This window comes from Saccharothrix sp. (assembly GCF_031180885.1).
In the GTDB taxonomy this organism is placed as follows: domain Bacteria; phylum Actinomycetota; class Actinomycetes; order Mycobacteriales; family Pseudonocardiaceae; genus Actinosynnema.
The window spans coordinates 14,920-32,126 of the sequence record NZ_JAPSLK010000033.1; the positions used below are offsets into that span (position 1 = coordinate 14,920).

Here is a 17,207-nt window from a genome sequence, read left to right on the forward strand (position 1 = left end):
GGTGCCGGGCCGGCGCGAGGTTTGCGGTCTCCCTCGAACGCGAGGGCCGCGCGGCAACGCCGACTGGCACCGGACGGTGAGGACGGAGGTGGTCCCTGGTGCCTGTCGGGTCGTGAACGCCACACCTCAGCGGTCGGATGCGCCGGCCATGCCGGTGGTGGGCCACGGTGGCAGGCGGCCGGCGGTGAAGTCCTCGCGCAGGGCCGTGATCCGCCCGCTGACGTGCTCGTCCAGTTCGGGCATGAGGACGACGTCGCCGTTGAAGGCCGGGTCGGTGCGGGCCTCCACCGCCAGCACACGTGTGTCCGTGGAGAGGTTGACGGCCATGTGCGGCGTGTCGGCGGCGATGTAGAGGAAGTCGCCGGGGCCCTGGATCGTGACCTCCTCCAACTGTTCCCCCAGGAAGGTCGCGGCCCAACCGTCGACCACGGTGACGACGAGTTCGTGCTCGACGTGCTTGTGGGCTTTGGACATCCCGGACGGCGGCATGATCACCACGCCGGCGCCGATGGCCCGACTGCCGGTGGTGGCGCGGTCCACACAGGTGAGCAGCGCCTGTCCTTGAAGGCTGATGACCGGTTGCAGGTTGCGCGAGGACACGGTGCGCCACCGGGGACGAGGGGTACGCGCGTGGTGATCAACCGATCAGGGACTCGCGCAGGAGGGCCACGGCGGCGGGGATCTCGGTGTCGCCGATGTTGCCGTACCCGAGGAGGAGGGCGCGGTCCGGTGCCGGCTTCACGCGGTAGTCGTCCAGGTCCGCCAGGCGCAGGCCGGCCGACGCCGCGGCGCGGACCGTGGCACGCGTGTCGACGTCCTGCGGCAGGTGCAGCAGGACGTGCAGGCCGGCGGCGGTGCCGGACGTCCGGCCCCGCGGCAGTTCGGTGGCCAGGGTGGTGAGCAGCAGGTCGCGGCGGGTGCGGAAGCGGCGTCTGGAGGCGCGCAGGTGCGCGTCGTACCAGCCGCGGCCGATGAACGTCGCCAGCGCCAGTTGGTCCAGCACGGGCGGGGCCGCCGTCACCGGGTTGGCGGCCCGCAGCGCCGGGACGGTGGCCGGCGGCGCGACGAGCCAGCCCAGGCCGAGCGCCGGGGAGAGGGTCTTGCTGACCGTGCCGAGGAGGAAGACCCGGCCGGGGTCCATGCCCTGCACCGCCGCGACCGGGCGGTGGTCGTAGCGGAACTCGGCGTCGTAGTCGTCCTCGACGACGAAGCCGTCGACCTCCCGGGCCCAGCGCACCAGGCCCGCCCGGCGCGCCGGGGACAGCACCGTGCCGGTCGGGAACTGGTGCGCCGCGCCGACGACGACCGCCCGCGCCGGGGTGCGGGCCAGGTCGTCCACGCGGAGGCCCTCGTCGTCGACCGGCACGAAGTGGACGCGCGGGCCCGCGGTCGTCACCGCGTCACGCAGCCGTGGCCACCCGGGGTCTTCCACGGCGACGTCCGTGATCCCCAGGGCGTGCAGGGCGCGGCACGTGCGGACCAGGCCGTCGGTGACGCCGGCGCAGACGAACACCGAGCTGTCGTCGGTGTCCGCGCCGCGCGAGCGCCGGAGGTAGTGCGCGAGGGTCGTCCGCAGCACCTCGTGCCCGGCCGGGTCGGGGAGGTCGAGGTCGTAGTGGACGGCGGAGCCGATGACCGACCGGACGGCGTCCGCCCAGCGCCGGCGCGGGAACGCGCGCAGGTCCGGGAGGCCGGGCGCGAGGTCGTACCGGGTGCGGGGCCGGGCCGGGGTGCGCCGCGCGCGCGGCCGGGGCGGTGTCTCGGGCGACCACGAGACCCGCGTGGCCGAACCGACCCGCCCGGCGAGGTAGCCCTCCGCGACGAGTTGCGCGTACGCCTCGGTCACGACCCAGCGCGAGCAGCCGAGTTCCTCGGCCAGCGCCCGGCTCGGCGGCACGGCGTCGCCTTCCGCCAGCTTGCCGTCCCGGATCGCGGTGCGCAGCGCGCGTGCCAGCCGGTCGTGCAGGCGTCCCCGCCCGCCGAGGTCGATCAGCGTCGCCCACGCGAAATTGGTCCGGGAAACCGTCACGGGATTGGACAGTACCGCCGGGCCGAACGGTTCTAGCGTGACCGGCATGATGGAGAAGTTGGCCCTGGGCGCGATGCTGTTCGGCACGGTCACCGACGAGCGGCGCTCGTTCGAGCTGCTGGACCGTTTCGTGGACGCGGGGGGCGTGTGGATCGACACCGCGAACTGCTACTCGTTCTGGGAGCACCCGAGCGGGTTCGGCGGGCAGAGCGAGGAGTTGCTCGGCCGCTGGCTGGCCCGCCGACCGGGTGCGCGGGACCGGGTGCGGATCAGCACCAAGGTGGGCTGCGAGCCGACCGAGGCCGGGCGGTTCCCGGAGACGGCCGAGGGGCTGTCGGCCGGTGTGGTGAAGGACGGGATCGAGGGCAGCCTCCGGCGGCTGGGCACCGACCACGTCGAGCTGTACTGGGCGCACAAGCCCGACCCGGTGACACCGCTGGCCGAGACGGTCGCCGCGTTCGACGAACTGGTGTCGGCGGGCGTGGTGGGCCGCCTCGGCGGCTCGAACTACCCCGTGTGGCAGGTCGAGCGGGCGCGGCAGATCGCCCGGGCGAGCGGCCAGGCCGGCTTCACGGCCGTCCAGCAGCACCACACCTACCTCCGGCCGCGCCCCGGCACGCGGCCCACCGTCGTGCACCGGTTCGGCGAGGTCTCCGACGAGGTGTTCCACTACCTCGAACACCACCCGGACATGGCGTTGTGGGCCTACACCCCGCTGCTGAGCGGTCGCTACACCCGCGCGGACAAACCCCTGCCCGCCGAGTACGACCACCCCGGGACGACCCGCCGCCTCGCCGTGCTGGACGAGGTCGTCGCCGAGACGGGGGCCGACCGCAACCGGGTCGTCCTGGCCTGGCTGACCGGCGGCCACCTCGACATCACGCCGATCGTCGGCGTCAGCACGGTCGAACAACTGGAGGACGCGATCGCCGGGGTGTCCCTGGAGTTGACCGCCGACCAGCGGCAGCGCCTCGACGACGCGGCGTGAGAGCCGACGGCCCGGCGCTGGGCGCGTTGCGGTTCTCGCTCCGCGCCGGGCCTTCCGTCAGGGCGGTGGTCAGGCGCCGCGGCCCCCTTTCACCGTTCCGAGCCGTGATCCTGTCGGCGGCGCAGGACGGGCACGAGCGCGAGGGCCGGGACCAGTGCCAGCGGCACCACCAGCAGCGCCGGGAGCACGCCGACGTGGGCGCCGAGGAGGCCGACGACCGGAGGTCCGGCCAGGAACGCGGTGTACCCGATCACGGCGACCACGCCGACCCGGGCGGCGGTGCGGGTGTCCCCGTCCGCGGCGGCGCTCATCCCGACCGGGAAGCCGAGCGACGTGCCCAGGCCCCACAGCGCCACGCCCGCGACCGCGGCCACCGGTGACCCGCTCAGCACGGCCAGCGCCACGCCGCCGGCGGCCAGCAGCATCGTCGTCGCCACCACCGGCACCCGGCCCCACCGGTCCAGCGCGCCCGGGCCGACGACGCGGCCGAACGTCATGGCCGCGACGAACACGCCGAACACCACCGCGCCCGCGGCCGGGCCGAACCCGTAGCCGTCGACGAACGCCACCGCGACCCAGTCGTTCGCCGTCCCCTCGGTGAACGCCAGCACCAGCACGAGCAGCCCGATGAGCAGGGTCCGGGGTTCGCGCCACGCCTTCAGGACACCGCTGCCGCCGCGCTCGGCGCCACCGCCGGAGGTGAACGACCGCACGGCGACCAGCGTGCCGCCCGCGACGACGGCCGCCACGGCCACCAGGTGGGCGGTCACCGGCAACACCGCGGCGGCCACCGCGGCCAGTCCGGCGGCGACGACCGTGCCGAGGCTCCACACGGCGTGGAAGCGGGGCATGACGGTCCGGCCGAGCAGCCGCTCCACGGCCGCGGCCTCGACGTTCATCGCCACGTTGCACGTGCCCGAGCCGTAGCCGAGGACGAAGATCCCGACGGCCGTCGCGGGCGTGGACGGGAAGGTCCCGGTGGCGAAGCCCGCCACCGCGAGACCGGTCGCGACGCCGAGCACGGACACCTGTGCCGCGCGCCGCGGCCCCAGCCGGTGGGTCACCTCGCCCGCGGTGAGCATGGCCAGGAACGCGCCCGCCGACATCGACAGCAGGAGCAACCCGAGGGCGCCGGCGTCGAGGCCGAGGGCGTCGCGGGCAGCGGGCACGCGGGCGAACCACGACGCCACCGCCACGCCGTTGAGGCCGAAGGTGACGGACACCCCGACGACGGCGCGGACGTGGTGACGGGCAACGGTGACGGTCAACGCGGTGCTCCTTCCCAGTTGCCCAGACGGGATACGTGGAAGCGCTTCCACCGCAAGTGCCGGCAGACTGGCCGCGTGATCCGCACCCCCACGCTGGCGGATGTGGCGCGACACGCCGGCGTCTCACCCGCGACCGCTTCACGCGTGGTCAGCGGGCGCGGACCGGCGTCACCCGAGGCACGCCGCCGAGTCGCCGCCGCGGTCGCCGACCTGGGGTACGTGCCCGACGCCGCCGCACGCGCCCTCGCCACGCACGGCGGCACACGGGTCGCCGTCGCCGTGATCGGCGGCACGCCCGCCGTGCTGACCGACCCCTACGTCGGCCGCGTGGTCGCCGCGACGGCCGAGGTCGCCGCCGCACGCGAGGTGGGCGTGGCGCTGCACTGGCTCCCGCTGCACGACCCGGCCGCGTTGGCCCGCCTCGCGCACGGGCGCGGGATCGGCGGCGTGGTGCTGGTCAACCCGACGAAGCCCGCGCTGGAGCTGCTGCCGAGGTCCGCGCGGGTCGCGGCCATCGGCGTCGGGTCCCGGCAGGTGCCCGCGTTCGACGTGGACAACCGCGGCGGCGCCTCCCAGGTGCTCCGGCACCTGGTGGGCAGCGGCAGGCGGCACGTCGCGATGGTCGCCGGCCCGTCGTGGCTGCCGTGCACCGAACGGGCGGTGGACGCCTACCGGCGCGTGGCGCGGGAGAACGGCGGCGAGGTGCGCCTGGTCCACGGCGACTTCACGACGGCCCGGGGTGCCGCCGCGGCGGTCGAGATCATGGCCCGGTGGCCGGACACGGACGCGGTGTTCGCGCTGGGCGACCTGGTCGCCCTCGGCGTCCTCGACGGGCTGCGGGGGCTGGGTGTGGACGTGCCGGGTGACGTGGCGGTCGCCGGGTTCGACGACATCGCCTTCGCGCCGTTGAGCCGCCCCGCCCTGACCACGACCACGAACCCGGTGGAGCAGGTCGCCGCGCACGCCGCCGCGGCCGTGCTCGACCGGCGTCCGACCAGCCCGTTGACCCTGTTCCGCTCCACGCTGGTGGTGAGGGAGAGCGCGTGAGCGCCCAGTGCGAGTTGCTGCCGTAGAGCAGCACCACAGGTGTTCTTCGAACCAACAGGAGCTGGAAGCGGCCACCGGTGGCCGTCTTCGATCCTCCGGTGCGCGAGCGGGCGGTCCACAGTGGACGTGTTTACCGCGCGGCGGGGTGGGAACCCGGGACGATCACGTGGCGAGGGGAAGGGGCCGGAGTGTCGGGACTTCGACGATCCGCACTGGTCGGCGTGCTGCTGGTGGTGCTCGGAGCGTGCGGCGGCGAGCCTGACTCGACGCCCCCGACCCCAAACTCGGCGTCCACCACCGGCGACGCCGCGCCGGCCGAACGCGTGTACGTCTCGTTGGGCGACTCGTACGCGACCGGCTACCGGCCGGCGGACGCGGGGACACCCGCGGGCGCCGACCCGGCCGGTTTCGCCTACCTCGTCGCCGAGCGGTCGCAGCTGCGGTTGATCAACCTCGCGTGCAGCGGGGCCACGTCCGCGCAGATGCGGGCCGAGCCCGGCTGCGCGCCCGGCAACCGCGGCCCCGACGCGCCGGACCCGGCGGGACGCACCCAGCTCGACGCGGCCGTGCAGGCGTTGCGCGACCACCGGGGTCGGGTGGGCCTGGTGACGGTGGTGATCGGCGGCAACGACCTGGCGCCCTGCGCGCGGGCGCAGGACGCGTTGGCGTGCGCCTCCCAGGCGGTCGCCGCCGTGCGGGCCAACCTGGCCGCCGCGCTGCCCGCCCTGCGCGAGGCCGCCGGCGACGCCCCGATCGCGGGCCTGACCTACCCGGACGTGTTCCTCGGCGCGTGGGTCTCTCCCGCGTTCCCGAACGGCCAGGACCTCGCCCGCCTGTCGGTGCCGCTGTTCCGGGACTTCTTCAACACCGCCCTCAAGGCCGAGTACGAGAAGGTCGGGGCGAAGTTCGTCGACGTCACCGCCACGACCGGCGGCTACGGACCGTTGACGGAGATGACGCAGGACCCGGCCTACGGCCGGATCCCGACGCCGGTGGCGAAGGTGTGCGCCCTGACCTACTTCTGCGAGCACACCGACGTGCACCCGACGCCCGCCGGTCACGAGGCGATCGCGTCCGCCGTCCTGTCCGCCACCGGCCGCTAGCCGGTGAAGGCGGTCGGAACCGGCAGCGCCGCCAGAACACGACCCAGCGGACAAGAGCGCTGGGACCTCACCCGTCCGTCAGACCGACGCCTGCTGCCGCGGTCAACCCTACGACGCCCGCAGCCGACCGACCCAGACCGAGCACCTCATGCGAGTACAGGAAACCTCGCGCTGGAGGGGAACGCCCCCAGCGCCACTGCGATCGTGATCGAGCCCAGCAGCCACGTCCCGACCGGGAACCTCGGCCCGTCGCCGATCTCGCGCCACGGGGTCCTTTAGCCGAGCGTCCGCATTCGAAGCGGGCTGGGCTGTCCGGTCCGCGTGGCGTCCGAGTTACGGGTGGGTGCAAGCGGGGACGACGCACTGGGCACACGCTCGCCGCCGCAGGTCGACCAGGTAGGACCTTCGTCCGGCGAGGGGAACTCCGCTCGGCAGACGGATTTCGAGCGGTTCCCGGCTTCGGGGGGTGGAAGCCGGGAACCGCGTGAGGACCGCCGGGAGGGGGGATCCCAGCGCGCGAGCAGTGTAGGCCCGCCGCCTCATGGGTGCACCTCACCACACCGCAAGGAGTTCGAGGCAGTCACGCTCGCGTAGGCGCACCAGGCAAGTCGAGGGTTCACGCTCGGCACACCGACGAAGTGCGGCGCCGCCGACCGGAGACCGCGGTGTCGTACCTCGGTCGTGTCCAGACCCTCACGCTGCCCACGACCGGGGGGAGCACCGGTCCCCAGGGCACGCAGCCCTCATGACCCACCGCTAGCCGGCAGGAAGAGACCCGGATCGTGGTGGCGGCTACCGGTTCGAAAACAGTGGCGCTGTCCTCGGTGGAGCGCGTCCGGCTTCCCGACCGCTCTTTTGCTCAGCCCTGGCGTGTTCGTAGGTGTCCCCCGGTACCACCCACGGGAGTGGTTCCCACGAACTGCGGGTACCTCGTGACCGTGGACGACTTTCTGAGCATCTACCTCCGGGACCAACGCGCGATGGGCGTGTTGTGGCGGGAGTTGGCGCGCCGCGCGCAGCGCGACAACCGCGGCACGACCCTGCGCGACCACGCCGGGCTCAAGGCACGCCTGCCCGACGTCGACTTCGACCACCTGATCGACCGAGCCGCGCGGCAACGTGCCGATCTCGAACCTTTCCGGACGCGCGCCGGAACCGGCGCGTTCACCACGGCGACCGCGAAAGTGACGACGCCGAAGGCGGGACGGTGAACAGGGCGGCGCTGCTGCTGGGGCTGGGTATCGGCGGGTTCGTCGACGGCATCGTCGCGCACCAGATCCTGGGCTGGCACCACATGCTGTCCGGCTGGTACCCACCGACCACGGCGGAGCACCTGCACCGGAACATGGTCGGGGACGGCCTCTTCCACCTGCTGTGCCTGCTCTTCATCGTGGTCGGCGTGTGGCTGCTCAACCGGTCCGGCACGCTCCCCGCGCGTGTGCTGTGGGGTGGCGTACTGGCCGGCTGGGGTGCGTTCAACCTGGTCGAAGGCGTGGTCGACCACCACCTGCTCGGTGTGCACCACGTCCGCCCCGGCCCGCACGAGCTCGTCTACGACCTCGGATTCCTCGGTTTGGGCGCGGTGCTGCTGGTCGTCGGCGTGGTGCTCGCGCGGTCCGCTCGACGGCCGGCGGGACGGTGGGTTCGCACGGACCGGACGCGGACGTGAAGAGCGCACGTCAACTCCACGGTCTCGGGCACCGCCGCCTCCCGACACCGCTCCCGGTCGGCAGTCCAGGACTCGGGCAGGTACGGCTCACGGTCCACCAGCGTCCGGCCTTTCCTGTGGCGTAGGCGAGGAACACGCCCCAGTCGGCAGTCCTCGATCCGGCCCGCGGTGCCGGAGTACTGGCGTCGCACACCGGCGGACTTGGCGCCCTTCTTCAGGAATCCGGTCTCGTCCACCACCAGCACGCCCTCACCGTCGTGACGTGGCTCGGACACAGCAAGGTCGCGGAGTGGACGACGCCCGAAGCGCGTCACCTCGTCGCGGCCCGCCTTCGTCGGCACGCCGCCGAGCATGACTCGCCCGTCGTGCCCGGCGTGTTCGGCATCGGCGACTCGGCGCGTTGGACGCCCTCGTCAGCACCGAGGTGTGGTTGCGTGGCGGGGAGAAACGGTCGGCCGGTGCGCTGCGGGGACCCCGAGAGGGAGCTAAAGTTTCGGCAACCAAGCGCAATAGTTCGGCTTTCCGGTCGCCGACGCGACGGCTCTTCGCAGGAACAATTGACGTTTCCCTTAGCCCCGGTTCATACCTGTGAACTGCGAAGACGGGGGCGGGCACGGATGTTGACGTCTTCCTGAGATCCTCACTACGGTCTCCCCACCGGATCGACCTGTCGGAAAGCGCCTCGATAGTTTCGGTCTTCACGAGGACGTGAGCGGGGGTACCTGGTCGATGATGAACAGGACGACGGACGTCGCGGTGACGCCAGGGGGCGGTTCCGTTCCGACAGCCGCCGACCGGCCCAGCCCGGTCTGGCAGGACGTCACCCTGCCCGTCGCGGAACGGGTCGACGCGCTCGTCGGCGCGATGACGCTCGACGAGAAGCTCGCCCAGCTCGTCGGCGTCTGGGTCGGCGCGAACCCGTCCGGCGAAGGCGTCGCACCGCACCAGCACGAGCTGGCCGGCGACCCCGTGGTGTGGGCGGAGGTCATCGCGTCCGGCCTCGGCCAGCTCACCCGCCCGTACGGCACCCGCCCGGTCGACCCGGTGGCCGGCGCCCGGTCGTTGGCCGCGTCGCAGCGGCAGGTGGCCGACGCCAACCGGTTCGGCATCCCGGCGCTGGTGCACGAGGAGTGCCTGACCGGCTTCGCCGCCTGGCGCGCCACCGCCTACCCCGCGCCGCCGGCGTGGGGCGCGTCGTTCCACCCGGACCTGGTGGCCGAGATGGCGGAGCTGATCGGCCGCTCGATGCGGGCGGCGGGCGTGCACCAGGGGTTGGCGCCGGTCCTGGACGTCACCCGCGACTACCGCTGGGGCCGCACCGAGGAGACCATCGGCGAGGACCCGTACCTCGTCGGCACGGTCGGCACGGCGTACGTGCGCGGCCTGGAGCGGTCCGGCGTGGTCGCCACGCTCAAGCACTTCGCCGGCTACTCGGCTTCCCGCGCCGGGCGCAACCTCGCCCCGGTGGCCATCGGCCCGCGCGAGTTCGCCGACGTGGTCCTGCCGCCCTTCGAGATGGCCGTGCGCGACGGCGGCGTGCGGTCGGTCATGCAGTCCTACACCGAGATCGACGGCCTGCCGTCCGCGGCCGACGCCGGGCTGCTCACCACCCTGCTGCGCGACACCTGGGGCTTCGCCGGCACGGTGGTCGCCGACTACTTCGCCGTCAAGTTCCTGCAGACCCTGCACGGGGTGGCCGAGGACGAGGCGGACGCCGCCGCGCTGGCCCTGGCCGCCGGCGTGGACGTCGAACTGCCGACGGTGCGCTGCTACGGCACGCCGCTGCGCCAAGCGGTCGAGCGCGGCGACGTGGACGAGGGCCTGGTCGACCGGGCGTTGCGCCGGGTGCTGCGCCAGAAGGTGGAACTGGGGTTGCTCGACCCGGACTGGTCGCCCCTGCCGGAGGACGCGGCCGAGCTCCGGCTCGACACCCCGCAGGCGCGGGACGTCGCGCTGCGCCTGGCGCGGGAATCCGTAGTGCTGTTGGCCAACGACGGCGTGCTGCCGCTGCGGCCGGACACGCGGCTCGCCGTGGTCGGTCCCCTCGCGGACGACCCGATGGCGATGCTGGGCTGCTACTCCTTCCCCGCGCACATCGGCGTGCACCACCCGGACGCCGGGCTGGGCCTGGAGATCCCGACCGTGCTCTCCGCGTTGCGCGACGCGGTGGGCGGCACCGTGACCCACGCGAAGGGCTGCGAGGTCACCACCAAGCCCGACGGCGAAGCGGACGACATCGCCGCCGCGGCGGCGGTGGCACGCGACGCCGACGTGTGCGTCGTCGCCGTCGGCGACCTGGCGGGGCTGTTCGGGCGCGGCACGTCGGGCGAGGGCTGCGACGCGACCGACCTGCGGCTGCCCGGCGCCCAGGCGGACCTGGTCCGCGCCGTCCTCGACACCGGCACGCCGGTCGTGCTGCTGCTGATCACCGGACGGCCGTACGCGATCGGCGACCTGGCCGACGGCGCGGCGGCCGTCGTGCAGGCGTTCTTCCCCGGACAGCTCGGCGGCCGGGCCCTGACGGACGTGCTGACCGGCGCGGTGTCGCCGTCGGGCCGGCTGCCGCTCGGCATCCCGGCCGACCCGTCCGGCCAGCCGGGCACCTACCTGTCCGCACCGCTCGGGCGGCGCTCCGAAGTGTCCAATGTGGACCCGACGCACGTGTTCCCGTTCGGTCACGGCCTGGGCTACGACACGTTCACCTGGTCGCCCGTGCGCGTGGTGTCGGGCGGCGAGCCGTGGACCACCGACGGCGAGGTCGAGTTGGAACTGGACGTGCGCAACCCCGGCACGCGCCCCGGCGCGGACGTGGTGCAGCTGTACCTGCACGACCCCGTCGCGCAGGTCACCCGCCCGGTCGTGCGGCTCATCGGCTACGCGCGGGTGGAGCTGGCCGGCGGCGCGTCGGCCCGCGTCACCTTCCGCGTGCCGGCCGACATCACGTCGTTCACCGGTCGGGACGGCAAACGCGTGGTGGAGCCCGGCGCGATGCAGCTGCGCGTGTCCCGGTCGAGCGCGGACGTGCACGAAGCGGTGGACCTGCGGCTCGACGGCCCGCTGCGCGAAGTGGACCACACGCGCCGTTGGCTCACCGCCGTGTCGGTCACCCACGAGGAGGTGGAGCGGGCATGACCGCCCAGATCCGCGAACCGGCGACCACGGCCGCGCCGGACCCCGGAGAACCGCCGAGAACCCCGAAAGCCGCCCGGCACCGCAGCACGTGGCGCAAGGCGTTCAAGCGCGACTGGCAGCTCTACACGCTCGCCATCCTCCCGCTGCTGTTCTTCCTGGTCTTCCGGTACGCGCCGATGCTCGGCAACGTCATCGCGTTCCGCAAGTTCGTGCCCGGCGGGAGCATCTACGGCGAGACGTGGGTCGGCCTGCGTTACGTCAAGCTGTTCGTCAACGACCCGAACTTCTGGGAGGTCTTCGGCAACACGATGGCGCTCGGCGCGCTGTCGCTGGTGTTCACCTTCCCGCTGCCGATCGTGCTCGCGCTGCTGCTCAACGAGGTGCGCTCGCGCTACTTCAAGCGGTTCGTGCAGACGGTGTCGTACCTGCCGCACTTCCTGTCCATCGTGATCGTGGCCGGCATGGTCATGCAGCTGGTGTCGCTGGAGGGTACGGTCAACCAGGTGGTCCGCGCCTTCGGCGGCGACGCGGTCTCGTTCATCCAGGAGCCGGGCTGGTTCCGCACGATCTACGTCTCCTCCGAGGTGTGGCAGACCGTCGGCTGGGGCACGATCCTCTACCTCGCCGCGTTGACCACGATCGACTCGCAGCTCTACGAGGCGGCGCGAATCGACGGTGCGAACCGTTGGCGGCAGACCTGGCACGTGACGCTGCCCGGCATCCGCCCGACGATGATCACGCTGCTGATCCTCAACACCGGCACGTTCATGGCGGTCGGTTTCGAGAAGGTCCTGCTGCTGTACAACCCGCTGACCTACCCGACCGCGGACGTCGTGTCGACCTACCTCTACCGGGTCGGGCTGGTGTCCAACAACTTCAGCTACGCCGCCGCGATCGGCCTGTTCGAGTCGATCATCGGCCTGACGCTGATCCTGTCCGCCAACGCGATCTCGCGCCGAGCGGTGGGGACGAGCCTGTGGTGACCAACACCCCGACGGGGATCGCCGAGCGGCCGGCCAAGCCCGCGGGAACCCGCCGCACCTCGCTGGACGACTCCCGCGGCTACCGCGTCTTCCGCGTCGTCAACACGGTGGTCCTGCTCTGCGTGGCCGCGGTGACGCTGTACCCGCTCGTCACCATCGTGGCCCAGTCGTTCAGCAGCGAGCTCTACATCCGCACCGGCCAGGTCAACCTGGTGCCGCGCGGGTTCAACCTCGACACCTACAAGCTCGTCGCGTCCGACCCGGCGTTCTGGAACAGCTACCTCAACACCGTCGTCTACACCGTGACGGCCACCGCGATCTCGATCGTGCTCACCACGACCTACGCGTACGTCCTGTCCAAGCACCGGCTCAAGGGCCGCGGCCTGCTCATCGGCATCGCGGTGTTCACGATGTTCTTCAACGGGGGCCTGATCCCGAACTACGTGCTGGTCAACGGCCTCGGCCTGACCAACACGATGTGGGCGGTCGTGCTGCCGAACGCGATCAGCGTGTTCAACCTGCTGGTCATGAAGGCGTTCTTCGAGAGCCTGCCCGCGGAGTTGGAGGAGGCCGCCGCGATCGACGGCCTGAGCACCTACGGCATCCTGCTGCGGATCGTGCTGCCGCTGTCGAAGGCCGTGCTCGCCACCATGGTCCTGTTCTACGCGGTGGCGAACTGGAACTCGTGGTTCCCGGCGTTCCTCTACCTCGACCGCTCGGACCTGTTCCCGGTCACCGTGTACCTGCGGAACATGATCGCCGGCGCCACCTCGGCGACGTCGGTCGGCGCGGTCGAGTCCAACGCGGTGGCCATCTCCGCGAACATCAAGGCGGTGACGATGGTGCTGACCGTGCTGCCCATCGTCGTCGTCTACCCGTTCATCCAGCGCTACTTCGTGTCGGGCGTGATGCTCGGCGCGGTCAAGCAGTAGCGCACGCGCTCGGCGTCGACGGCGGCGTCACACACCCGAGGAGACAGCACGATGCGAACCAAATGGAAGCGAGCGCTTCTGACTGCCGTCGCCGGCAGCCTCGTGGTCGGCCTGGCCGCGTGCAGCGAGGGGGACCCGGACGCGGGCGGTGGCGTCGACCTCGACGGCAAGAGGACGGCGTCGATGGCCGACTACAAGGTGGGCACGCGGTTCAAGGCGACCGAGCCGCTCGACGTCAGCCTGCTCTACCTCGACCAGTCGCACTACCCGATCAAGGACGACTGGCTGCTGTGGAAGGAGATCACCCAGCGGACCAACACCACGATCAAGCCGACGGTCGTGCCCTACAGCGACTACGAGCAGAAGCGCGGCTTGCTGATCAGCTCCGGTGACGCGCCGACGATCATCTCCAAGACCTACCCGGGTCAGGAGGAGCAGTTCGTCGCCTCCGGCGCGATCCTGCCGGTGAGCGACTACCTCGACCTGATGCCGCACTTCAAGGACAAGGTCGAGAGGTGGAAGCTCCAGCCCGAGCTGAACACGCTGCGCCAGGAGGACGGCAAGTTCTACGTGCTGCCCGGCATGCACGAGAAGATCTGGCAGGAATACTCGCTGGCGTTCCGCACCGACGAGCTCAAGCGCCTGAACCTGCCGACCCCGAAGACCTGGGACGAGGTCTACACCGTCCTCAAGGCGATCAAGGCCGCGAACCCGGACAGCTACCCGCTGTCGGACCGCTTCGAAGCCAAGGCGATCCTCAACTACGCCGGTCAGACGTTCGGCACGCCGGCCGGCTGGGGCCACGTCAAGAACACGATCTGGAACCCGTCCGCGCAGAAGTACGAGTTCACCGGCACGACCCCGGAGTACAAGCAGCTGATCGAGTACTTCCACAAGCTCGTCGACGAGGGCCTGATGGACCCGGAGAGCTTCACGCAGAAGGACGACGCGGCCATCCAGAAGTTCGCCTCCGGCAAGTCGTTCGCGATCAGCAGCAGCGCGCAGAACATCGTCAACGACTACCGGCCGAACATCGCGAAGATCCCCGGTGCGACCGTCGCGAAGATCCCGCTGCCCGCCGGGCCCAAGGGTGACGTCATCCGCGGCACGCGCCTGGAGAGCGGGCTGATGGTGTCGGCGAAGGCCGTCCAGAGCGACAAGTTCGTGGCGACGATGCAGTTCATCGACTGGCTCTGGTACTCCGACGAGGCGCAGGAGTTCACCAAGTGGGGCGTGCTGGGCACGACCTACGACAAGGACGCGGCGGGCAAGCGGACGCTCAAGCCCGAGGTGGCGTTCGGCGGCTTGAACGTCGGCGCGCCGAAGAACCTCCAGCGCGACTTCGGCTTCCACGGCGGTGTCTTCTCCTACGGCGGCGCCACCGAGCTGCTGCAGTCGATGTTCACCGAGGAGGAGGTCGCCTTCCAGAAGACGGTGGCCGACAAGAAGGTCGAGGCGTTGCCGCCGCCCGCGCCGTTGAACGAGGAGGAACGCGAGCGCGCCTCCCTGGTGGAGAGCTCGCTCAAGGACCTCGTCACGCAGTCGACGCTGCAGTTCATCCTGGGCCAGCGCGACCTGTCCACGTGGGACGCCTACGTCAAGGAGGTGGAGGCCAAGGGCTCCAACGACCTCGTCGACCTGGTCAACGGCGCGTACAAGCGCTACAAGGAGAAGAACGGCTGACCGGCGCTCGACGGCCGCCGCCCGCGCGGGCGGCGGCCGGGTCGCCGGGTCCCTTCGGTCGGCAGCGCCCGACGCGACCCGGCGACGGTGGTCCGAGGCCGAACACCGTGGCCCTGGAGGGGTTGTGAGCCGCGTTACCGTCCCCGGCGAGCCGATCGGCCGCCTGTCCCCGTCGTGGCGCCACTGCGTCGGCACCGGCCGGATCAACCTCGCGCTGCGCGCCGACCACCAGGAATCCCTGGCGCAGGTGCAGCGCGACATCGGCTTCCGCCACATCCGCGGCCACGGTCTGCTGTCCGACGACATGGGCGTGCACCGCGTGTCCGGGAACGGGGTGACCCGGTACTCGTTCACCTACGTGGACCAGGTCTTCGACCGGTTCCTGGAGTTGGGCATCCGGCCGTTCGTGGAGCTGGGGTTCATGCCGACCGCGCTGGCCTCGGGCGAGGACACGGTGTTCTGGTGGAAGGGCAACATCACCCCGCCGAACGACCGGGACGAGTGGGCCGCGCTGGTCCGCGCCGTCGTCCGCCACCTCGTCGACCGCTACGGCGTGGCCGAGGTGCGCACCTGGCCGATCGAGGTGTGGAACGAGCCGAACCTGCCCGGGTTCTGGAAGGACGCCGACCAGCAGGCGTACTTCCACCTGTACGAGCTCACCGCGCGGACCGTCAAGGACGTCGACGCCGGGCTCCAGGTGGGCGGCCCGGCGATCTCGCCCGGCTCGGACGAGTGGTGGGCGCCGTTCGCCGAGTTCGTCACCCGCCGCGACGTGCCGATCGACTTCGTCAGCCGGCACGCCTACACCTCGGGCCCCGCGCAGCACGTCCCGTTCGGCACCTACCAGACGCTCGACGCGCCCGAGGCGCTGCTGGACCAGTTCGCCGCGCCGCGCGAGCACCTGGCGGGCACCGCGCTGGCCGGGCTGCCGGTGCACATCACCGAGTACAACAGCTCCTACCGGCCCGACAACCCGATCCACGACACGGCCTACCACGCCGCCTACCTGGCCCCGGTGGTCACCGGCGGCACGGAGCTGGTGGACTCGTACTCCTACTGGACGTTCTGCGACGTCTTCGAGGAGGAGAACGTGCCGACCTCGTTGTTCCACGGCGGTTTCGGCCTGCTCACCCACCGGCAGGTGCCGAAGCCGACCTACCACCTCTACGCGTTCATGGCCCGGATGGGCACGACCGTGCTGGCGCGCGGCCACGACCACCTGGTGTGCGCGACCGACGACGGCCGGGTCACCGTGCTGGCCTGGCAGCCGGTGGGCGGCACCGACGCGCCGGACGCGCCCGAGCGGCACGAGGTGCGGCTGTCGGTCCCGCTGACCGGGCCGCGCGCGTTCGTCCGCCGGGAGCGGGTGAACGAGCACGACGGCAACGCGTTCGGCGCGTGGCGCGAACTGGGCCGTCCCCGCTCCCCCGACCCGCGTGCGCTCGACGTCCTGCGCGACTGCGCCCGCCCCGCCCTGGAACACCGGCAGGCCCCGGTCGTGGCCGGGCGGGTGGACCTCGACCTCGCGCTCGCCCGCCACGAGGTCACGTTCGTCGAACTCGTCCCCGTGCGCGCCGAGCACCACGAAGGGCTGGACGACCGGCGACTGCTCGGCGCGTCCGACGACCGGCTCGTCGCACCGCACGAGAGGCCGTGACGGTGCCCGCCGAACGACGAGGCGACCCCGCCGCCGAGATCGGCGCGGGCATCCTGTCGCGCGTCGCGTCCGTCGTGTACTGGTTCGTCGTCATCGACGCCATGATCGTGCTGACGACGGCGCCGGGCTTCCTCGCGCTGGTGTTCCTGGACCGCGGCGCGGGCAACGCGCCGCTGATCGGGCTGTGCTTCGCCCCGGTCGGCCCGGCGCTGTCGGCCGCCGTCTACGCCTGGCGGGTGTTCCTCCACGACCGGGACCTCTCCCCCGCCACGCACTTCCGCCGCGGCTACCGGCTCAACTGGCTCGACGTGCTGCGCTGGTGGCTGCCCGCGCTGGCGGTGCTCACCGTGATCGGCTTCAGCCTGGCCAACCTGGAACTGGCCGACGTGCCCGCCGGGTACGGCGTGGTGCTCGTCGTCATCGCGGTGGCGTTGCTGGTGTGGTCGACCCAGGCGCTCGTGCTGTCGTCCACGCTCGCACTGCGCACCCGGGACACCGCACGCCTGGCCTCCTACTACCTGGCGGCCCGGCCGGCGAGCGCGCTCGGCGCGTTGTCGCTGCTCATCGCGACCGGCGGGCTCGTCGTGCTCACCTCCGACTGGATCCTGGCGCTGCTGGCCGCACCGTTCACCCTCCTGCTGCTGCGCAACGCCGACCCGGTGCTGCGCGACGCCACCGAAAGGTTCACCGCGTGACCCGCCGGACGCGAAAGGGGC

The 17,207-nt window shown here is 72.1% G+C and carries 14 protein-coding genes and 1 pseudogene; 11 read left to right on the forward strand and 4 right to left on the reverse strand.

Going from position 1 to position 17,207, the window contains the following annotated elements; genetic code table 11:
• Positions 1–126: 126 nt before the first annotated feature.
• Both RIN75_RS29035 and RIN75_RS29040 read right to left on the reverse strand, forming a co-directional pair.
• Positions 127–600 (reverse strand): cupin domain-containing protein, encoded by a 474-nt coding sequence (locus tag RIN75_RS29035; RefSeq protein WP_309115216.1) that lies wholly within the window; start codon positions 598–600, stop codon positions 127–129.
• Positions 601–637: 37 nt separating this feature from the next.
• Positions 638–2,029 (reverse strand): PLP-dependent aminotransferase family protein, encoded by a 1,392-nt coding sequence (locus tag RIN75_RS29040; protein WP_309115217.1) that lies wholly within the window; start codon positions 2,027–2,029, stop codon positions 638–640.
• 46 nt (positions 2,030–2,075) lie between these two features.
• Between RIN75_RS29040 and RIN75_RS29045 the strand changes: the two genes are divergently transcribed.
• Positions 2,076–3,017, forward strand: a complete 942-nt coding sequence (locus RIN75_RS29045; protein WP_309115218.1) for an aldo/keto reductase — start codon at positions 2,076–2,078, stop codon at positions 3,015–3,017.
• Between the two features lie 89 nt (positions 3,018–3,106).
• On the opposite strand, the gene RIN75_RS29050 is transcribed toward RIN75_RS29045, so the two are convergent.
• Positions 3,107–4,285 (reverse strand): MFS transporter, encoded by a 1,179-nt coding sequence (locus tag RIN75_RS29050; protein ID WP_309115219.1) that lies wholly within the window; start codon positions 4,283–4,285, stop codon positions 3,107–3,109.
• A 75-nt stretch (positions 4,286–4,360) separates the two neighbouring features.
• Between RIN75_RS29050 and RIN75_RS29055 the strand changes: the two genes are divergently transcribed.
• The 4 genes from RIN75_RS29055 to RIN75_RS29070 all read left to right on the forward strand — a co-directional run bounded on the left by RIN75_RS29055 (position 4,361) and on the right by RIN75_RS29070 (position 8,104).
• Complete coding sequence (locus tag RIN75_RS29055) at positions 4,361–5,332, forward strand: LacI family DNA-binding transcriptional regulator (protein WP_309115220.1); 972 nt, start codon at positions 4,361–4,363, stop codon at positions 5,330–5,332.
• A 188-nt stretch (positions 5,333–5,520) separates the two neighbouring features.
• Positions 5,521–6,435 carry a GDSL-type esterase/lipase family protein gene (locus tag RIN75_RS29060; protein WP_309115221.1) on the forward strand — a complete coding sequence of 305 codons (915 nt, stop codon included), beginning with the start codon at positions 5,521–5,523 and terminating at the stop codon, positions 6,433–6,435.
• Between the two features lie 938 nt (positions 6,436–7,373).
• Positions 7,374–7,646 (forward strand): hypothetical protein, encoded by a 273-nt coding sequence (locus RIN75_RS29065; protein ID WP_309115222.1) that lies wholly within the window; start codon positions 7,374–7,376, stop codon positions 7,644–7,646.
• A complete protein-coding gene (locus RIN75_RS29070) occupies positions 7,643–8,104 on the forward strand; it encodes a DUF2243 domain-containing protein (RefSeq protein WP_309115223.1) in 462 nt (153 codons plus the stop codon). The genes RIN75_RS29065 and RIN75_RS29070 overlap by 4 nt, the downstream gene beginning before the upstream one ends.
• A 14-nt stretch (positions 8,105–8,118) precedes the next feature.
• Here the strand turns inward: RIN75_RS29070 and RIN75_RS29075 are convergent.
• Positions 8,119–8,373: pseudogene (locus tag RIN75_RS29075) on the reverse strand (transposase); the annotation flags it as partial.
• A 463-nt stretch (positions 8,374–8,836) separates the two neighbouring features.
• On the opposite strand from RIN75_RS29075, the gene RIN75_RS29080 reads away from it, so the two are divergent.
• From RIN75_RS29080 to RIN75_RS29105, 6 genes are all read left to right on the forward strand, one after another.
• On the forward strand, positions 8,837–11,236 hold the full coding sequence (locus RIN75_RS29080; RefSeq protein ID WP_309115224.1) for a glycoside hydrolase family 3 N-terminal domain-containing protein: 2,400 nt from the start codon (positions 8,837–8,839) through the stop codon (positions 11,234–11,236).
• Complete coding sequence (locus tag RIN75_RS29085; RefSeq protein WP_309115225.1) at positions 11,233–12,219, forward strand: ABC transporter permease subunit; 987 nt, start codon at positions 11,233–11,235, stop codon at positions 12,217–12,219. Before RIN75_RS29080 ends, RIN75_RS29085 begins: the two co-directional genes overlap by 4 nt.
• Positions 12,216–13,151 (forward strand): carbohydrate ABC transporter permease, encoded by a 936-nt coding sequence (locus tag RIN75_RS29090; RefSeq protein ID WP_309115226.1) that lies wholly within the window; start codon positions 12,216–12,218, stop codon positions 13,149–13,151. Before RIN75_RS29085 ends, RIN75_RS29090 begins: the two co-directional genes overlap by 4 nt.
• 51 nt (positions 13,152–13,202) lie before the next feature.
• A complete protein-coding gene (locus RIN75_RS29095) occupies positions 13,203–14,834 on the forward strand; it encodes an extracellular solute-binding protein (protein ID WP_309115227.1) in 1,632 nt (543 codons plus the stop codon).
• A gap of 124 nt (positions 14,835–14,958) precedes the next feature.
• Positions 14,959–16,491: a xylan 1,4-beta-xylosidase gene (locus RIN75_RS29100; RefSeq protein WP_309115228.1), complete on the forward strand. Its 1,533-nt coding sequence runs from the start codon at positions 14,959–14,961 to the stop codon at positions 16,489–16,491.
• Positions 16,488–17,186, forward strand: a complete 699-nt coding sequence (locus tag RIN75_RS29105; RefSeq protein WP_309115229.1) for a DUF624 domain-containing protein — start codon at positions 16,488–16,490, stop codon at positions 17,184–17,186. Before RIN75_RS29100 ends, RIN75_RS29105 begins: the two co-directional genes overlap by 4 nt.
• The last annotated feature ends 21 nt before the right edge of the window (positions 17,187–17,207 follow it).